The organism is Methylobacterium sp. E-066, from assembly GCF_022829635.1.
Taxonomy (GTDB): domain Bacteria; phylum Pseudomonadota; class Alphaproteobacteria; order Rhizobiales; family Beijerinckiaceae; genus Methylobacterium.
In genome coordinates this window covers 18,205-35,783 of sequence record NZ_JAKSYO010000068.1, presented here as the reverse complement: position 1 = coordinate 35,783, position 17,579 = coordinate 18,205, and the positions used below count along the sequence as shown (strand labels likewise).

Annotated in this window: 11 protein-coding genes and 1 pseudogene; 6 read left to right on the top strand and 6 right to left on the bottom strand. The window is 70.7% G+C overall.

All coding sequences use genetic code 11. The features are described from left to right. Positions 1-166 precede the first annotated feature (166 nt). Positions 167-1,270 (top strand): annotated as a pseudogene (locus tag MKL20_RS07440) (ISAs1 family transposase). Positions 1,271-1,370: 100 nt separating this feature from the next. Here MKL20_RS07440 and queE read toward each other — a convergent pair. After that, on the bottom strand, positions 1,371-2,003 hold the full coding sequence (gene queE / locus MKL20_RS07435) for a 7-carboxy-7-deazaguanine synthase (protein ID WP_244036137.1): 633 nt from the start codon (positions 2,001-2,003) through the stop codon (positions 1,371-1,373). 255 nt (positions 2,004-2,258) lie between these two features. Between queE and MKL20_RS07430 the strand changes: the two genes are divergently transcribed. From MKL20_RS07430 to nth, 4 genes are all read left to right on the top strand, one after another. After that, complete coding sequence (locus MKL20_RS07430; protein ID WP_244036136.1) at positions 2,259-3,752, top strand: D-alanyl-D-alanine carboxypeptidase family protein; 1,494 nt, start codon at positions 2,259-2,261, stop codon at positions 3,750-3,752. Positions 3,753-4,007: 255 nt separating this feature from the next. Further along, a complete protein-coding gene (locus MKL20_RS07425; protein ID WP_244036135.1) occupies positions 4,008-5,102 on the top strand; it encodes a CobW family GTP-binding protein in 1,095 nt (364 codons plus the stop codon). Positions 5,103-5,204: 102 nt separating this feature from the next. Further along, positions 5,205-5,738 carry a hypothetical protein gene (locus MKL20_RS07420; RefSeq protein ID WP_244036134.1) on the top strand — a complete coding sequence of 178 codons (534 nt, stop codon included), beginning with the start codon at positions 5,205-5,207 and terminating at the stop codon, positions 5,736-5,738. Between the two features lie 57 nt (positions 5,739-5,795). Next, entirely contained in the window at positions 5,796-6,500 is a 705-nt protein-coding gene (gene nth, locus MKL20_RS07415) for an endonuclease III domain-containing protein (RefSeq protein WP_244036133.1), read from the top strand. 6 nt (positions 6,501-6,506) lie between these two features. On the opposite strand, the gene MKL20_RS07410 is transcribed toward nth, so the two are convergent. The 5 genes from MKL20_RS07410 to MKL20_RS07390 form a co-directional block, all read right to left on the bottom strand. Then, entirely contained in the window at positions 6,507-6,824 is a 318-nt protein-coding gene (locus MKL20_RS07410; protein WP_244036132.1) for an HPr family phosphocarrier protein, read from the bottom strand. A gap of 477 nt (positions 6,825-7,301) precedes the next feature. After that, entirely contained in the window at positions 7,302-11,594 is a 4,293-nt protein-coding gene (locus MKL20_RS07405) for a translocation/assembly module TamB domain-containing protein (protein WP_409568130.1), read from the bottom strand. Positions 11,595-11,810: 216 nt separating this feature from the next. Continuing rightward, positions 11,811-13,754 carry an autotransporter assembly complex protein TamA gene (locus MKL20_RS07400; protein ID WP_244036197.1) on the bottom strand — a complete coding sequence of 648 codons (1,944 nt, stop codon included), beginning with the start codon at positions 13,752-13,754 and terminating at the stop codon, positions 11,811-11,813. 242 nt (positions 13,755-13,996) lie between these two features. Further along, positions 13,997-15,040 carry a family 43 glycosylhydrolase gene (locus MKL20_RS07395; RefSeq protein ID WP_244036131.1) on the bottom strand — a complete coding sequence of 348 codons (1,044 nt, stop codon included), beginning with the start codon at positions 15,038-15,040 and terminating at the stop codon, positions 13,997-13,999. 245 nt (positions 15,041-15,285) lie between these two features. Continuing rightward, positions 15,286-16,230, bottom strand: coding sequence for a LysR family transcriptional regulator (locus MKL20_RS07390; RefSeq protein ID WP_244036130.1), 945 nt, complete (start codon positions 16,228-16,230; stop codon positions 15,286-15,288). 111 nt (positions 16,231-16,341) lie between these two features. Between MKL20_RS07390 and MKL20_RS07385 the strand changes: the two genes are divergently transcribed. Beyond that, positions 16,342-17,358 carry a zinc-dependent alcohol dehydrogenase family protein gene (locus MKL20_RS07385; RefSeq protein ID WP_409568129.1) on the top strand — a complete coding sequence of 339 codons (1,017 nt, stop codon included), beginning with the start codon at positions 16,342-16,344 and terminating at the stop codon, positions 17,356-17,358. Positions 17,359-17,579: the final 221 nt, after the last annotated feature.

The following is a 17,579-nucleotide window of genomic DNA, read 5'->3' as shown; positions in this document are numbered from 1 at the left end:
GGCACGGGCGACGATGGTCACACGTCGTCTTCCAGAAGAGGGCATCGGCTTGACCCAAGCGCGTCTCCCTTCCCCCGCGGGCAGGGGAATCGCATTTGGCAGGAGGGTCTTTCGGCGCAGGGCGAACTGGATTCTTTGAGGTCTCCTGGAGCACGGGAGATCCTGCATGGGCGGTCTGGGTGTGTTTTTCGCGGCGGTTCCGGATCCTCGGTCCGGCAATGCGCGGCACGACCTGTCGGAGATCCTGTTCATCGCCTTTGCGGCCCTGCTGTGTGGCGCGGAGACCTGCGTCGACATGGCCGAGTTCGGCGCCGCCAAAGCCGATCTTCTCGGCTCGGTTCTGTCGCTCAAGCACGGCATCCCGAGCCACGACACGTTCAGCCGGCTGTTCCGGCTGCTCGATCCAGAGCCGTTCGAGGCAGCCTTCCGCCGTTTCATGGAACGCTTTGCCGAAGCCTTGTCGGGGCAGGCCGGCCTCGGCGGCCAGACCATCGCCCTCGACGGCAAGTCGCTGCGCGGGGCCGTGGATCGAGCCCGGCGCACGCAGCCCCTGCATCTGGTCACGGCCTGGTCGGCCGAGCAGCGTCTCGTCCTCGGGGTGCAGCGGGCGCCCGGCCGCAGCGAGGTCACGGCAGCCCGGGCCATCATCGCGCTTCTGGACCTCACGGCCGCCACCGTCACGGCCGATGCCCTGCACGGCAACCGAGCCACGGCCCAGGCGATCCGCGCGCGCGGCGGCGCTTATGCCCTGGTCATCAAGGGCAATCGCGGACCGCTGCATCGGGCCGCCCAGGACCTGTTCGCGAACCCCGACCCGGCCGACGCCGTCGCCACGACGGACGCCGCTCATGGCCGCCACGAGACACGCACGGCCTGGGTTCGGCCCGTACCCGGTTGGGCCGAGACCTACCGCTTCCCCGGCCTCACCGCCATGGCCCGGATCGACAGCCTGCGCCGGATCGGCGACACCACCGAGCGGCAGACCCGCTACATCGCCCTGTCGCGCACCGTCGAACCCGCCGAAGCGCTCCGCCTCGTGCGCGTCCATTGGAGCATCGAGAACAACCAGCATTGGCTGCTCGACGTGGCGCTTGCCGAAGATCGCATCCACACCCGCAGCGATCGAACCGCCTAAAACCTCGCCCTCCTGCGCCGCCTCGCTCTCAACCTCCTGCGCGCCGACACCGCAAAGGGATCCATCCGCGCCAAAATCAAGCGCGCCGCATGGAACGACACATACTTGCTCAGCCTCATCAGCCAAATGCGATAGCCCTGCCCGCACGGGAGAGGGGGTTCGTCGCGCCCTATGAGAGCCGATGTGTGAACGTCGTAGCCCGCAGAGGGGGAGGGAGAAGCGCGTCTGCCACCCCTCACGGAATCCCGATCATCTTGTGCGTCTGCAGCGACAGGCGCCAGCGGGCGTCCTGGCGGCAATAGGCGATGGCGGCCTGGGTGCTGGCGCCCTGCTCCGGGCCGTCCATCGGCTGGAGGAAACGGTGCCGGAAGGCGAGGCCGACGAAATCCGCGGGGTCGGCGTCAGTTTGGGGATAGACCAGCTTCAATTCGTGGCCGCTCGTCTGCGCCAGGGGATTGGCCCCCTTGGGGCTGACGCAGATCCAGTCGATGCCCGGAGGCGCCGGCAGGGTGCCGTTGGTCTCGATGGCGATCTCGAACCCGTGCCCGTGCACGGCCTCGATCAGGGGCGTGTCGAGCTGGAGCAGCGGCTCGCCGCCGGTGAACACCACGTAGCGGCCCTCCGGCCCGCCGGTCCAGGTCCGGGCAATGGCCTCCGCCAGAGCAGCGGCATCCGCAAAGCGCCCGCCGCCCTCCCCGTCCAGGCCGACGAAATCGGTGTCGCAGAACCGGCAGGCGGCCGCAGCGCGATCCGCCTCGCGGCCGGACCAGAGGTTGCAGCCGGCGAATCGGCAGAACACCGCGGCGCGTCCCGCCTGGGCGCCCTCCCCCTGAAGGGTGTGGAAGATCTCCTTGACCGCGTAAGCCACCGCTGTTCCTGAAACCTCTTCACCTGATTGCCCGCCCGCACATAAGCGTCGTGCGGCCTGTGGACTACCGCCAGGAGAGCTGCGCAGACCCGCGGTTGTGTCCCGCCTTGCTCTTGCCACGGTAGCGACGTTGATGCCGTGATGCAGCACGACGACCGCCCCCGGCGGTCCGGGCTGCGCGAATCCCGGCCGGCCGGCCGGAAGACCGGTGCCTCGCGGCGCCGCCCTGGCGATCCACTGACGAGTCGGGCTCGAATGTCCTCTTCTCTCCTCCGGCGCGTGACCGTCGGATTCGCGGCGTTGACGGGGCTTCTCGGCACGAGCCTCATCGGGATCCAGGCCGCCAGCGCGGTGACCGCGCCGATCCTCGTGGTCGATGTCGATTCCGGCAAGGTGATCTACGCCCAGGCCCCGACCGACCCCTGGTATCCGGCCTCGATCACCAAGCTGATGACCACCTACGTCGCCCTGGACCTGGTGCGGCAGGGCAAGGTCTCGCTCGACTCGATGATGACGATCTCGGCGGCGGCGGCGTCCGAGCCGCCCTCCAAGATGGGCTTCAAGCCGGGCACGCAGCTGACCCTGGACAACGCCCTCAAGATCATCATGGTCAAGTCGGCCAACGACATCGCCTACGCGATCGGCGAGAATCTCGGCGGCTCGATCGAGGGCTTCGCCGACCTGATGAACGAGACCGCGCAGCGGATCGGCATGCGCGACAGCCGCTGGACCAACCCCAACGGCCTGCCCGACCCGCGCCAGTGGACCTCGGCCCGCGACATGGCGGTGCTCGCCCGGGCGCTGATCCGCGACTTCCCGGATTCCCACGACCTGTTCTCGATCTCGGCGATCCAGTTCGGCCGCGCCGTCATGGCCAACCACAACGGCCTGCTCGGCCGCTATCCCGGCGCCGACGGGATGAAGACCGGCTTCATCTGCTCGGGCGGCTTCAACGTGGTGGCGACCGCCTCGCGCAACGGCCGCCGGGTCATCACCATCGTGATGGGCCAGCCGAGCCCGCGCGAGCGCGACGTGAAGGCGGCCGACCTGTTCGACTACGCCTTCACCCAGAGTGCGGGCTGGACCAGCCCGACCCTCGACGCCCTGCCGGCCTCGTCCCTCGGTGGGCCGCCGGACATCCGGCCCTACGTCTGCGGCGGCAAGAAGCCCCCGGCGATCGACGACGGCGCCGGCGCGGTCAGCGCCCCCGGCTCGGCGGCTCAGCTGATCGGCGGCTCGGTGGCGAATTCCCCGGCCCTCGCGATGGCCGCCTTCTCCAGCCCGGCTTTGCGCGCCCGGACGCTGCCGCCGCGGGCCCCGCTCCAGCCGATCGCGGTCTGGATCGGCCGCAACCCGGCCGAGGGCCAGCAGATCCTGGAGGCCCAGGAGAACGCCCAGAAGACGGCCGCCGCCAACACCCGTGCCGCCAAGCTCGAAGCCGCCAAGGCCAAGCGCGAGGCCGCGCTGCAGGCCGCCAAGCAGGCCCGCGAGGCCCGGCTGCAACAGGCCAAGGCGGCCAATGCCGCGAAGGCTGCGGCCAAGCCGACCTCGAAGGTCGCCGCTAAGCCGGCCCACGGCCTGCCGCGGAACGCCAGCGCCTACACGTCGGTCGAGACGCCCGGCATGCCGGAAGCCAAGCCCGGCAAGGGTCTGTCGAAGCCCGCCGCCCACAAGGCGCCGGCCAAGCCCGAGGGTAAGAAAGCCGAGGTGAAGAAGCCGCAGGGCAAGAAGGCGGCTGCCGAGGAGTAGCGGCAGGCGGTTTAAGTCGGCATCGAGACAGCGGCCGAATGGATCACCCTGTCATTCCGGGGCGCCGCAGGCGAGCCCGGAATCCAGAGCCGCCGACAATGCAAGACTTTGCTCGACCTGTGTTTCTGGATTCCGGGCTCCGCTTCGCGGCCCCGGAATGACGGGGGAATGCTTGAGCGTTTAGGAGTTCCGCGCGCGTGCGGCCTGCGCAGGAGCGCGTTGCCCCTGGCGGCAAAAAACCCCATCTCGACGGTCATGTCCCTGACCGCCTCGCCCGCCCCGGATCCGCGCCGACCGGAGCCGATCCCGCTCACCGTGCTCACCGGCTTCCTGGGGGCCGGCAAGACCACGCTGCTGAACCGGTTGCTGCGCGATCCCGCGCTCGCCGACACGGTGGTGATCGTCAACGAGTTCGGCGAGATCGGACTCGACCACCTGCTGATCGAGACCATCGACGAGGACATGGTCCTGCTCGGCGCCGGCTGCCTGTGCTGCACCGTGCGCGGCGACCTGATCGCGACCCTCGAAGACCTGCTGCGCAAGCGCGACAACGGCCGGATCAAGCCGTTCCGCCGGGTGGTGATCGAGACCACCGGGCTCGCCGACCCGGCGCCGATCCTGCACGCGCTGATCTACCACCCCTACCTGGTGCTCCGGTACCGCCTGCAGGCGGTGGTGACGGTGGTCGATGCGGTGACCGGCGCCGCCTCCCTCGATGCCCATCCGGAGGCCGTCCGGCAGGCCGCGGTGGCCGACCGGATCGTCCTGACCAAGGCCGACCTCGCCGACGACACCGCCGGGATCCGGGCGCGACTCGCCGCCCTCAACCCGGCGGCGCCGATCCTGCCTCCGGATGCCCCCGCGGAGGACTTGCTCGGCGGCCTGTTCGGCCTCGACGGCAAGGGCGCCGACGTGCGTGCCTGGCTCGGCGACGAAGCCTTGGCGCACGAGCATCACCACCACAACGACGTGAACCGCCACGACGCGTCGATCCAGGCGGTGTGCCTGACCAGCGCCGCGCCGGTGCCGCGCCCGGCCTTCGAGATGTTCATGGATCTGCTGCGCTCCGGCCACGGGCCGAAGCTCTTGCGGCTCAAGGGCCTCGTGGCGCTCGCCGACGACCCGGAACACCCGATCGTGGTGCACGGGGTCCAGCACGTGTTCCACGCCCCCCTGACCCTGCCGGCCTGGCCCGATCCCGACCACACCTCACGGCTCGTGCTGATCCTGCGCGACCTCGACCCGGCCTTCGTCCAGCGCCTCTGGGACGCCTTTCTGGGGCGCCCGCGGGTGGACGCGCCCGACGCCGCGGCGCTCACTAACAATCCGCTGGCGATCCCCGGGGGCTGATCCGCTGGGCGGCACCGTCCTTGAAGCCATCGACCCGAACGGCGCCTCCGGGCGCCCCCGCGTCCCGGATTGGGACGGTTGGTTGAGGGATCGGGACAGGCGATGGCGCGACGCTTCACCGTGATACAGGGCGGCCGTTCCGAGGCGCAGGCGTCCGGGATCGAGGCGCCGGCTCGGCCCCGGCCGACACTGGCCTGGAGCCGGGATGCGGGTGCCGAGATCCCCAGGATCCGGCCCTCGGCCGAGGCGCCCGGCCTGACCGACAGCGCCGCCCTGGAGGTGATCGACCGGGCGATCCGCCTGCGCCTCGCCACCCTGAACCGCCCGGTTGGGCCGGTGCAGCGACCGGTCCGCGCGGCGCCGCGGCCGCCAGCGCTGCGCGCCATTCCGTTGGAGCATTGTCTCGGCGTGCGGCCCGAGGGCTGGGCGCTCCCCTCCGCGGTCGTGCCGGTCTTCGAGGACCGCGTGCCCGTCACCGTCGCGCCGTCCGAACCTCCCCAAACCTGGAACACAGGCCGCCTGTCCGCCTGGACCGGCGCACTGCGTCTGGCATTCCTGAGCCGGGTCGATGCGATCGCGGCTGGCATGCTCAATGCCGGCGCGGGTCCTATGGCTTGGCGCCGGGCGCGGGGCTGAGCCGGGCCGTCAATCCGCCGCGTGTCGAGCCGGCCGTCCCGGCCCTAGCTGCGCTCCATGGCTCGCGACACACTCCACGGCATCAAGCCCGCTCCACGCCGGGCGAAATCCCGCCCAGCGCCGCAAAGCGGTGACTCCGGCCGGGTCGAGGCCGTGATGGCGCGTCTGGCCGAGGCCGATCCGGACCCGAAGGTCGGATTCGATGACACCGATCCGTTCCGGTTGCTGGTGACGGTGCTGCTGTCGGCCCAATCCACCGGACCGACCGTGGCGCGCATTGCCGACGCGCTGTTCGCCCGGGTCAAAGATCCGGCCGGGATGCAGGCCCTCGGCGAGGCCGAGATCACCGAGATCATCCGCCCGGTGGGGCTCGGGCCGTCGAAGGCACGCAACATCGTCAAGCTGTCGGCAGTCCTGATCGAGACCCACGGCGGCGCGGTACCGCGCAACTCGGTCGAGATGCGCCGGCTGCCCGGCATCGGCCGCAAGAGCGCCGAGGTGACGGCGAATTTCGCGTTCCACGAGCCGGTGATCGCGGTGGACACCCACGTGTTCCGGGTCTCGAACCGGATCCCGTTGGCCCCCGGCGCCACGGTGGACGCGGTCGCCGACGGTCTCGCCGAGGCCGTGCACGAGCGCTTCAAGGACGGCGCCCATATCTGGCTGTTCCGGCACGGGCGCGACATCTGCACGGCCCGCAAGCCCGCCTGCACACGCTGCCCGGTCTCGGATCTCTGCACCTGGCCCGGCAAAGAGATTTAAGCTGCGCTACTCGTCCTCGCCGAAGCGGTTCGCCAGCAGGGCCTCGATGCCGTCGAGGCAGGTCTGCGCATCCGGACCGACCGCCGTGACGGCGATGCGGGTGCCCATGGCGGCGCCCAGGGTCAGCAGGCCCATGATCGAGCGCCCGCCCACGGTCTCCCCGGCCCGGGTGACGGTCACCACGGCATCGAAGCGTTCCACGGTCTGCACGAACTTCGCGGAGGCGCGGGCGTGGAGACCGCGCCGGTTGATGATCGGCAGCATCCGCAGGAAGCCGCCCTCCGGCACCTCGGGATCGTCGTCCGTCTCGAAAAGCTCGTCCATCGCCCTTCGTGGTTCCCGCCCGAATGTCGGCTGGTCGCGCCGCTTGCTTCGACACCTAAGCAGACTTGTCCCGCCCGGCCAACGGATCTTCCGCCGAGCTCTTTGAGCCGGCGCGAGTTTTGAAGGTGGAATTGCGCGTTGGCCTGGCGGAGTGCGCCTTGATCATTGGTCGAACGGTCGGTCAGGAAATGCGATCCGATGCGTGTGCATCTCCCTCCCCCCTCTGCGGACTATCGGATTCACACATCCCCGGATGTGGCGCGGGTCCCCTCTCCCGTGCGGGAGAGGGACAGGGTGAGGGATGCGAGTTTTCCGGAAAAACCTGGTCCCTCACCCCAACCCTCACCCGCACGGGAGAGGGGGCGCGTGGCGGCTTTCGCAAGCCGATGTGTGAACATCGTAGCTCTCTGCGGGGGGGAGGGAGCGCGCGTGTCAGGTCTCGACAGTCAAATCCCAGAGCGCGAGCCGGAAAGCTCCCTACCACTCGTACTCCGCCCCGACGCCCAGGCTGGTCCGTCCGTCGCTCCCCGCCTCCCCCTTCAGCTTGATCCGCCGGGTGACGTCGAAATCCACTCCTACCGCCGTGTCGGCGGGCTTGGCGCCGGCCTTCACGCCGACGCTGACCCGGTCCGAGATGTAGCGCGAGGCGCCGAGCGCCGGGCCGCCGCTCGCGCCCGTGGAGACGTCGAGGCTGTCGAGCCCGAGCCCCTTGCGGGCCTGCTCGAACACGTCCGGGCCGGCGGCTCCGCCCGAGAGCTGCGCCACGGCCTGGGCGAGCTGCAGGGCCTGGAACGGCGACAACCCACCGGCCGCCTTCTTGAACAGCAGGCGCGACAGGATCTCGTCCTGGGGCAGCACCGGATCCGAGGTCAGGCTGAATTGCGGCGCGTCCGCGTAGCCGCTCACCGCCACCCGGGCGGTGACGTCGCCGGCTTTGGTCTCGGCAGCGAAGTCGAGTTCCGGCGTGGCCAGGCTGCCCGCGAAGGTCAGGTTGCCCCGGCTGAAATCGAGGCGCTGGCCTACGAGCTGGAACACCCCGCGCCGCAGCCCGAACCCGCCCACGGCGTTCGGCGCCCGCGAGGTGCCGGTGACCCGCAGCGACCCGCCGAGCTCGGCATCGATGCCGCGTCCGCGCACGAAGATCCGGCTCGGCGCGTCGATCCGCACGTCCAGGGTGGCGTCGAACGGGACGGCGGGTTTTTTGGATCTTTTCCCGGGCGCAGCCGCCGCCTTCCGGTCGGCTCGCTGGGCCAGGCGGGCCCGGGCCTCGGGCGGCGTGTTGACGTGGCGCACGCCCGGCAGCGGCCTGACCGTGGCGGGCAACCGATCGGGCACGGCCACGTCGATCGACACGATATCGACCCGGCCGGTGATGCGCGGCGTCCGGGCCAGCGGGCCGGCCAGGTTGAGATCGACGCTCGACACCGCGGTCATCAGCGGGCTGGAGACCAGCTCCGCCTTGTCGGCGGTGACGTGGAACTGGCCGGGGAAATCCGGCTCCAGGGCGACGCGCCCGGTGACCGAGAGGCGGCCGCCGTTGCGGGCCGAGGCGGTCAGGCGCTCGACCACGAGGCTGTCGCCCTGGCCGGTCACGCGGCCGTCGATGTCGGTGAGGCGGATGCCGTTGAGCGGGTCGGTGAAGCTGCCGCCGGTCAGCACCGCCGAGCCCTGCGCCCGGGGCGCCGCCAGGGTGCCGGTGACGCCGCCGTCGATGGCGATCCGCCCGGTGACGCTCTGGCCGCCGACGCTCAGCAGCGTGTTGGCCAGCGACGCGTCGAGGGTGCCGCGGGCGCGCAGGTTCAGCGGCCCCCCGGGCTCCACGGGCAGCGAGCCCGCCACCGTCAGGGCGACGCCCTTCCCGGCCGTGACCCGGCCGTCGAGGCTGGCCTGCCCGTCGGACAGGGTTCCCTTGGCGCTGGCATCCACCGGCGGCAGGCCGGCTTGGCGGGTCTGCGGCGCGACGAGCTTGGAGACCGTGAGCGCGTAATGGCCCTCCGGGCGCGCAGCCGGCCCGTGCAGGTCGGCGTCGCCGTCGAGGGTGCCCGAGAGGGCAAGATCCGGCGCGGCGATCCGGGCGAGCGATAGGGGCAGCGCCCGGATCGCCACCTTCAGGTCGAGATCCTGGCCGGCCCGGCCCGAGACCGCGACCCGGCCGGAGCCGGCCGCGATCGCCAGACCGTCGATCACCGCGCCGCCGTCGCGCAGGGTGATGCTGGCCGGCCCGGTGAGGGCGAAGCGGTCGCCGCCGCGGGCGGCGGAGAAACGTTGGATGTCGATGCGCGTGTCGTCGGCCGGCACCAGCCGGACCGCGCCGTCGAGGGTGAAGCCGCGCGCCTTGGCGGCCAGCGTCACGTCGCTGCCCGTCGGGCTACCGAGCGCGGCGAGCCGGACCGTATCGATCTGCTGGCCGGCAGCCAGCAGCCGGTCGGCATCGAGGCGTCCGTGGAGCACCGGATGGGCGCGCAGGTCGCGGCCCTTCAGGTCGGCGTCGAGGCGGTTGAGCGCGTAGTCGCCGTAGCGCAGGGCGCCGCCGGTGGCCCGGATCGCCGCGTCCTGGCGGCCGCCGTCGCGGGCGAGGGTCACCGTGGCGTCGAACTGCCCGGCCATGGGTTCGGGGGCGAGCGGGGCGATGTCGGCGAGATTGGCCGCCTTCACGGACAGCGTTCCGGCCGACAGCCAGGTCTCGGCCGCCACCACGGCGTTGCCAGAGACGGCTACCGAGCCGAGGTTGAGGTCGAGCCGGTCGAGCACCCAGTCGGGTCCGGCCTTCGCCACGTGGGCGCCGCCGCGCAGGGCCTTGCCGGCGACCTCGCCGGACAGCTTCAGGGTCCCGTCCGGCGCCAGCAGCGCATCGGTGAGGACCGCCTCCGCCCGCAAGTCGCGGATCGGTTTCCCGTCCGCGGTCGCGGCGGGCGCCGAGACGGTCGCCGTGAGTTGCGGATGTTCCAGGGAGCCGGTCATGCGCGCGTCGATGCCGGCGCGCCCGGTCAGGCGGCCGTCGAGGTCGGCGAGGCTCTTGAGGTCGATGCGGCCCGTGACATCGGCCGTCGCCGAGGTCGCCTCGCCCTGTAGCGTCGCGGTCAGGCCAGAGCCCTCCAGGCGCAGATGGTCGAAGCCGTAGCCGTCATAGGATTGCGACACCCGGCCCTGAAGCGTCGGCGCGCGGCCGAGCACCCGGTCGGCCGCCGCGATCCCGGTGGTGAGGGCGGCGCTGGTCACGGTGAGGTCGGCCGCCAGTGCTTTCCGGGCCGGATCGCCGCTGAGCCGCGCCTTGGCGTCCAGGCTGCCGGCAAGCCCGCGCCCGGCGAGGCCGGAGAACACGGAAAGATCCGGCAGCGCGGCGTCCAGCGTGCCGGTAAGCGTGTTCTGGCCGACCCGGCCGGCATAGCTCGCCTTGGCGGTGTCGGACTCGACCCGAAGGCTCGAGACGTCGATGACGCCATCCGGCCCGGAGGCGGCCCGCAGGGTCAATTGCGCCCGGCTGCCGAGGGCGCGGCGCAGGGCCGGATCGGCCAGCCGCAGGCCCTCGACCTTGCCGTCCGCCGTGATGGCGAAACGCTGGGCGGAGGGATCGCCCTGGGGCTCGACCCCGAGGCGCGCCTCGACCCGGTCCAAGGCGGAATCGCGGCTGCGCAGGCCCGCCGCGTCGAGAGTGCCCCGCACGGTCGGCGCGGTGATCGGCCCCTTCACGCTGCCGTCGAAGACCAGTTTTTCGATCTCGGCCTCGCCGGCCTTGGTCACCGCGCCCTCGGTGGGTAGCGCCCGGGCCTGGAGGGTCAGATCGGCGACCCGGTCCTTGCTCAGGGTGCCGCCGGCGGCGAGCCGCGCGGTGCGCGAGGTCAGCTCCAGCCGGTCGATCCGGAAGGCGCCGCTATCCGCGAAGGCGAAGCCGCCGTCGAGCTTGGTCGTGCCGGCGAAGACCGAAGCGGCCGGACCCGGCACGAGGCCCTCGATCCGCGCGGCGAGGTCGAGCGCTAGCCGGCGCTCGGCGCCGATCCGGGAGATCTTGGCCCCGCCCTTGGCGCCGATATCCGGGCCGGCGGCGAAATCGAGATGGGCGTTCCAGGCATCGAGCGTGCCGGTGCCGGCCAGCTCGAAATCGATCGGCGGCGTACCGGGGACGTTGGCCGCCTTCGACAGCAGGCCGCCCGCCGGCTCGACGAGGTTGGCCGTCAGCTCCAGTTTGTCGCCCTGCGGCACGTAGACGAGGGAGAGCAGGAAGCGCCCGGCGGCGTCGAGGCGCTGGGCTTTGGCCTGCAGGTCGAGCCCCTCGCTCGCCGCCCCGAGCCGGGCCTTGCCCTCGGCCGAGAGCCGGGCCGGCTGGCCGGCGACCGGCTCGCCCAGCACCAGCTCCGCCAGCTTGAACCCCTTGATCTCGACCTTCACGGGCAGATCGGGCAGCAGTTTGCCGTCGGGCTTGGCCTCCGGCGGAGTCGGGCCCGGGATCGGCCGGCGCAACACCTCGATCCGTCCGATCTCCAGGCTGTCCACCTCCAGACGGCCGGACAGCAGCGCCAGGCGCCGCCAGACGATCCGGGCCCGGTCCATCTTCAGCCACACGCCGTCGCGGTCGCTCACCGCCACGTCGCGGATGGTGGCATCGGAAGAGAGCGCGCCGTCCACCGCCCCGATCGCCACCCGCGACGACGGCGTCGAGAGCGCCCGGGACAAGAGCCCGCCGAGCACGGATTTTTCCGCGTCGTCGGCGTGGGTCGGGATGGTGGCGAGCAGGAGAAGGCAGCTCAGTGCGAATGCGATGGCCTTTCCCACTCTGCGGGGCGCAAAATAGCAGAAGCGGCTCGGAACGGCCGCCACGCTCCCCCTCTCCCGTGCGGGAGAGGGTTGGGGTGAGGGATGCGCGCTGTCCGGAAAGACCTGTCCCCTCACCCTGTCCCTCTCCCGCACGGGAGAGGGGACCCGCGCCGCACCCGGTGATGTGTGAGGCTGGATGGCGATCTTGCTCAGTCTCCCGAAAACATCAGCCATTCAGAACGCCTGCCCCAGGCTGAGATACAGGACGGCCGGGCGGACATGGCCGCCCTTGTAGGGATCGAGCGGGAAGGCGAGATCCGCGCGGATCGGGCCGATGCCGGTGTAGTAGCGCAGGCCGATGCCCACCGATTTCCGGATCTTTTCATCGAAATCCGGCAGGGCCGAGGCGAAGGCGGTGCCCGCGTCGAAGAACGGCACCACCCCGATCGTGTCGGTGATCTTGATCCGCGCCTCCAGCGAGGCTTCGAGCAGGCTGCGGCCGCCGATCGGCAGGTTGAACGGACCGATCGGCCCGAGCGTCCGGTACGGATAGCCGCGCACCGAGCCGCCGCCGCCGGCGAAGAAGCGGAAATTGTCGGGGATGTCCCCGAGCGGCGCGCCGGACACCGAGCCGAAGCCGATCCGCCCGGCCAGGATGTACCGGGCCTCGTCGTCCAGCGCATAATAGGTCGAGCCCTGCGCCTTCGCGACGACGATCCCGGGCGACGAGATTGCCCCGGGATAGGCGGCCAGCGAGGCGATCGCTCGGAACCCCTTGGTCGGGTCGAGCAAGCTATCGGTGGAATCGTAGGTCACCGAAGCCGGGACGCCGATCAGCCGGTAATTGACCGTGCCGAGGGCGTCCTTCGAGCGCCCAGCCTGGGCGTCGAGCCCGATCTGCGCTGAGAACGTATCCGAGAACCGGTGCCGGATCGCAGCCGAAACCCCGCCGCCATCCACCAGGTAGCTCTGCTGCACCTCGCGGGTGATGAAGGCGTTGGCCAGGAAGTCGTTGCGGGTGCCGCCGAGCGCCGGCTGGACATAGGTCGCCGACAGGCGCCCGCCGAGTCCGTTGGTGCCGATCCCGGCGATCTTGCGCTGGGTCGCGAACGGATCGTTGCCCAACCCCAGGTAGTAGATGTCGGCGTCGAGCCGGAACGTCTCGCCGCCGCCGAAGAGGTTGCGGTTGGCGTAGTAGGCGCGCACCCCCGGGCCATCGACCGTGGAATAGCGCGCGGAGATTCCGACGAGATTGCGCTCGCGCTCGCTCAATTCGGCGAAGAGCGGCAGGTTTCCGTCCGCGTCGAGCGCCGTTCCTTCGCGGACCCGAGCGGCGCCGATCGCCTCGATGCGCGTCAGCGACTTGCGGATCGCCGCCACCGCCTGGGGCGAATACGGATCCCCCGGCTCTGCATAGATGAAGGAGCGGATCGTCGCCGGGTCGATCCCCGGCGCGCCGCTGACCGCTACGGGCCCCAACCCGGCCAACGGCCCGGGATCGACCATGAAGGTGACGTCCATGACATGGGCGGTGTCGTCCACCACCGGATCACGCGCCACCACCTTGGCGAAGGGGTGCCCCTGCGCCCGGAACTGATCGACGATCCTGGCCTCCCGGGCCAGCACCGTGGCCGAGCGGGCCGGCACGTCGTCGTCCACCCGCGTGATCCGCGGCGGCAGCACCTCCTCCGGGAACGGCCGGCCGGCGACATCGCGCACGACGATCCGGCGCAGGGTGTAGAGCGGCCCGAGATCGACCGCGATCCGCACCGGCACCAGGCCCCGATTGCGCCAGCGTTCTGCGGCGCCCACCGCGGCTGCGGCACTGGCCTGCCCCGCCACTGGAACGGCGTCGATGCGGATCGCCGTAGTGCCCTGATAATACCCGTAGCCGAAGAGAACGTCAGCGAGCTTGGGCAGGTCGGTCTCGGCCCGGCGCAAGAGCCCCTCCCCGTCCGGCGGCGGGTCCTGGCGCAGGCGATAGAGCGTCGAGATATCCTGGAGCGCCTGCAGCACGTCGGAATCGTCCGTGCCGGTGATGCGCACAGCATACGGCAAGGCCGTCGCGCTGGGCGCCGGCGGCTCGGGCTCGGAGCCGAACAGACCGAACAGGTCGAAGGCGCGCGCCGGCCCGGGCTGCGCCGTGACGAGCGTCACGGACGCCACTGCTGCAAGCATCAGCCGCGGCAGCGCACGAGGCGCACCGGACACGATCGATCGACCCAGGCGAGCGGAAACGCGCAAAACGCGGTCGTCAGCTCCGATTGCGCTGGGCTGCGCCGCTCGCACGGTGATGCGTCATGATCCCCCCTCCACGGCTGAAGCCGCGTCCCCGCTCCCACTGTAAAGGTGCGGGTGCTGAACGCCAACACCGGGTGGCTGCGGCCTGGGGACGGACGGGGGATGAAACCGCCGAGGCGCTAGGTCGGAAGCGGCCCGTTGGCCACAGGCAGCCCGAAATCCGGAACGCCGTCGGCGCGGTAGCGGATCGGCTGGACCCGGGTGTGGCGATTGGGATCGAACAGCGGGTCGCCCACGATCGTCTCGTCGTCGCGGGCGTGGAACACCAGCATGTCCCGGCCGCGCGCGTCGACCGTGAAGCTGTTGTGGCCGGGGCCGTAGATGCCGTGCTCGGGACAGGTCCGGAAAACCGGCTGCGGCGATTTCGACCAGCTCGCCGGATCGAGGATGTCGGCGTCGTCGCGGGCGGTCAGCATCCCCATGCCATAGCGCGCATCCGTCGCGCTCGCGGAATAGGTCATGAACAGCCGGCCGTTGCGCGCCAGCACGGCCGGCGCCTCGTTGACCTTGTAGCCCTGCACCTCCCAATCGAGGGTGGGGATCGACAGGCGTGCCGGCTTTGCGGCCAGGGTCAGCGGCGTCGCGAGCGGTGCGAGGTAGAGGTTGGAATTGGTCTCGATGCCCGGCTCGCGCTGCGCCCATGCCAGATAGCGCGTGCCCCGGTGCACGAAGCTGGTCGAATCGAGGTTGAAGCTGTCCCAGGGCGCCTGGAATTCGCCGAGCACGGACCAGGACCCGGTCATCGGATCGCTCCCGTCGCAGGCGATGGCGTAGGTGCGGATGCGGAACACGTCGTCGCCGCCGCCGCTGGGACCCGCGGCGAAATACATGATCCAGCGGCCGTCGATCCGGTGCAGCTCGGGCGCCCAGATGAAGCCCGACCGCGTGCCGCTCGCCTCGTGGCGCCACAGCACCGTCTCGGGCGCCACCGACAGGCCGGCGATGGTGCGCGACCGTCGCAGCACCAGCCGGTCATACTCCGGAACCGAGCCGGTCATGTAGTACCAGCCGTCATCGTGCCGGAAGACCTGCGCGTCAGCGCGCTGGCGCACGAGCGGATTGACCAGCGGTGGATCGTTCTCGGCCGAAAAGGCTAGATCTGTTGCTGCGAGCAGCACAGCGGATCCCCCGGCCAACATCCCACGACGGTTGATCCCGGCCATCGATGTCCTCCCGAACATGTCTTGGGCCTGAGCGCAGCTCAGCCACCCAAGATCTATCACGGGGTTTCGTCGATCAGGAGACCAATCTCGCCCGAAACCGGCCGATATGTCTTCACCATGGACCTGAGATACCTTCAGAAATTCGACTTTTGGTTGAAACGATTGTGTCACGACTGGAGAGCGATGACAGCTTTGCCGCGCCGGCTGCATCTCCGCGGCGAACCGATGGCGCCTGTGCGTGATGCTCAGGCCGGTTCGGTTCGAACCCGGCTCTTGGCGCGCAGGGCGGATTCCTCCGGCAGCGCCGCCGCCAGCGCATCGATCGCCAGGCGCACGCGCAGCGGCAGATGCGGGGTCTGCGGCCAGAGCGCGTGGCTCTCGAAGACATGGGCGGGCAGATGGTCGAGCACCGTCGCGAGCCGCCCCGCGGCGACATCGTCGCGGATCAGCCAGCACGGCAGCCAGGCGAGGCCGTGGCCGCCGATCGCGGCGTCGCGGATCGCGTCGACATCGTCGAACCGCATCCGGCTCGGCGGCACGATCTCCGCCGCCGGACCGTCCGCCTGCGGAAACAGCCAGGAGCGCGCGTAGCCGGGACGGCCATAGAGGATGGCGTGATGGCCCGCGAGATCGGCGAGCGATTCCGGAACCCCCGCCCCTTCGAGATAGCGCGGGGCCGCGCAGACGCGCATCGGCTGGTAGGCGATCCGCCGCACGGTCAGGCCGGGCCAGTTCTGCAACCGGCCGTTGCGCACCACGAGATCGAACCCATCCTCGACCACATCGACCAGCCGGTCGCTGAAGTTGAGATCGAGCTCCAGCTTCGGATGCGCCTCGGCGAGCCGGATCAGGATCGGCGCGATGCGCAGCCGGCCGAACAGCGCCGGCACCGAGACGCGCAGCCGGCCCGCGATCGCCCGCCGCCCGGAATCCAGCAGCGCGGTCGCGCTCTGCACCTCGGCGAGCGCCCGCCTTCCATGCTCGAAAACGATCTGCCCATCATCCGTCAGGGCGAGGGAGCGGGTGGTGCGGTGGAACAGCCGGACGCCGAGCCGGTGTTCGAGGCGAGCGATGCTCCGCCCGACCGCCGAGCGCGTCAGGTTCAGCTTGGACGCCGCCGCCGAGAAGCTGCCGGCCTCGGCCGCAGCGACGAGCACCGGCAGGTCCGCCAGCAGGTCACCGGGGATCATTGTCGCTTCCTGCGCACCGATCGCGGTCCGAACTATCGTCACTGGCGCGCAGAGATCAACGCTACGCATCGCCGGCCGGCAACAGATCGGCAAGCAAATCGGAGACTCGCCATGACGACGATGAGGCGCTGGGACATGTCCGGCTTAGGCCGCGCGTCCCTTCAGCTGAAGACGGTACCGGTGCCCGAACCGGGGCCCGGGCAAGTCCTGGTGAAGGCCGCGGCGGCGGCGTTGAACTATCGCGACACGCTCGTGATCGAGCACGGGATGGGGCTGGCCCTCGCCTTCCCGTTCACCCCCGCCTCCGATCTCGCCGGAACAGTCGCCGCCATCGGTGACGGCGTGACGCGCTTCCGACCGGGGGACCGGGTGATCACGACCTTCTTCCCGGATTGGGTCGACGGCCGGTCCGCAGGATCCGCGAAGACGGTGGACGCCACAACCCTCGGCGGCGCGCATCAAGGCGTCCTGGCGGACTACGTCGCGTTGCCCCAGGATTGGTTCGTCGCCGCACCGCAAAGCCTCGACCTCGCGGAAGCCAGCACCCTGCCCTGTGCCGGTCTGACGGCTTGGTTCGCCCTGGTCGAGCGCGGTCAGCTGCGGGCGGGCCAGAGCGTGCTGGTCCAGGGCACGGGCGGCGTCGCCCTGTTCGGCCTCCAGATCGCCAAGGCCCACGGCGCCGAGGTTTTCGTCACCTCCGGTTCTGAGAACAAGCGCGAGCGCGCCCGAGCCCTCGGCGCCGACCACGCGATCGACCGCGACGGATGGGTCGAGGCCGTCTACCGGCTCACCGCGGATCGCGGCATCGACCACATCCTCGAGCTTGTCGGCGGGGCGCATCTCGCCAAGTCGCTCGAAGCGGTGGCCGTCGACGGACGCGTCTCGGTGATCGGCGTGATCGAGGGCTACGATCTCGCGGCGGCCGCGGGACAGCTGATGCTCAAATCCGCCACCGTCCAGGGCATCCGCGTCGGCCACCGCCGCGCGCTGGAGGATCTGGTCCGTGCCGTGGACGTGATGAGGCTGAAGCCGGTAATCGACCGGCGTTATGCCCTGGATGAGCTGCCGGCCGCTCTCGATCATCTCGATCGCGGTCCGTTCGGCAAGATCGTGATCACGTTCGACTGATAGCGAGACGAGAAGAGCTGTCTCTTCTCACCTCCCTGCCCCAAGCAGCGCTGCTCCGTCCGATCGATCGGGATGCCGCCCGCTCGACCGGTCCGGAGAGCGGGAGCGGTTCCGAGTCTTGAGCGAACGCCTCAAGGCCAAAGGTTAAAAGCATCACCGGGTGCGATCACGCCAGCGGGCACTGCTATCTGGTCCGGCGTGGTGCATTGGCGGATACTTTT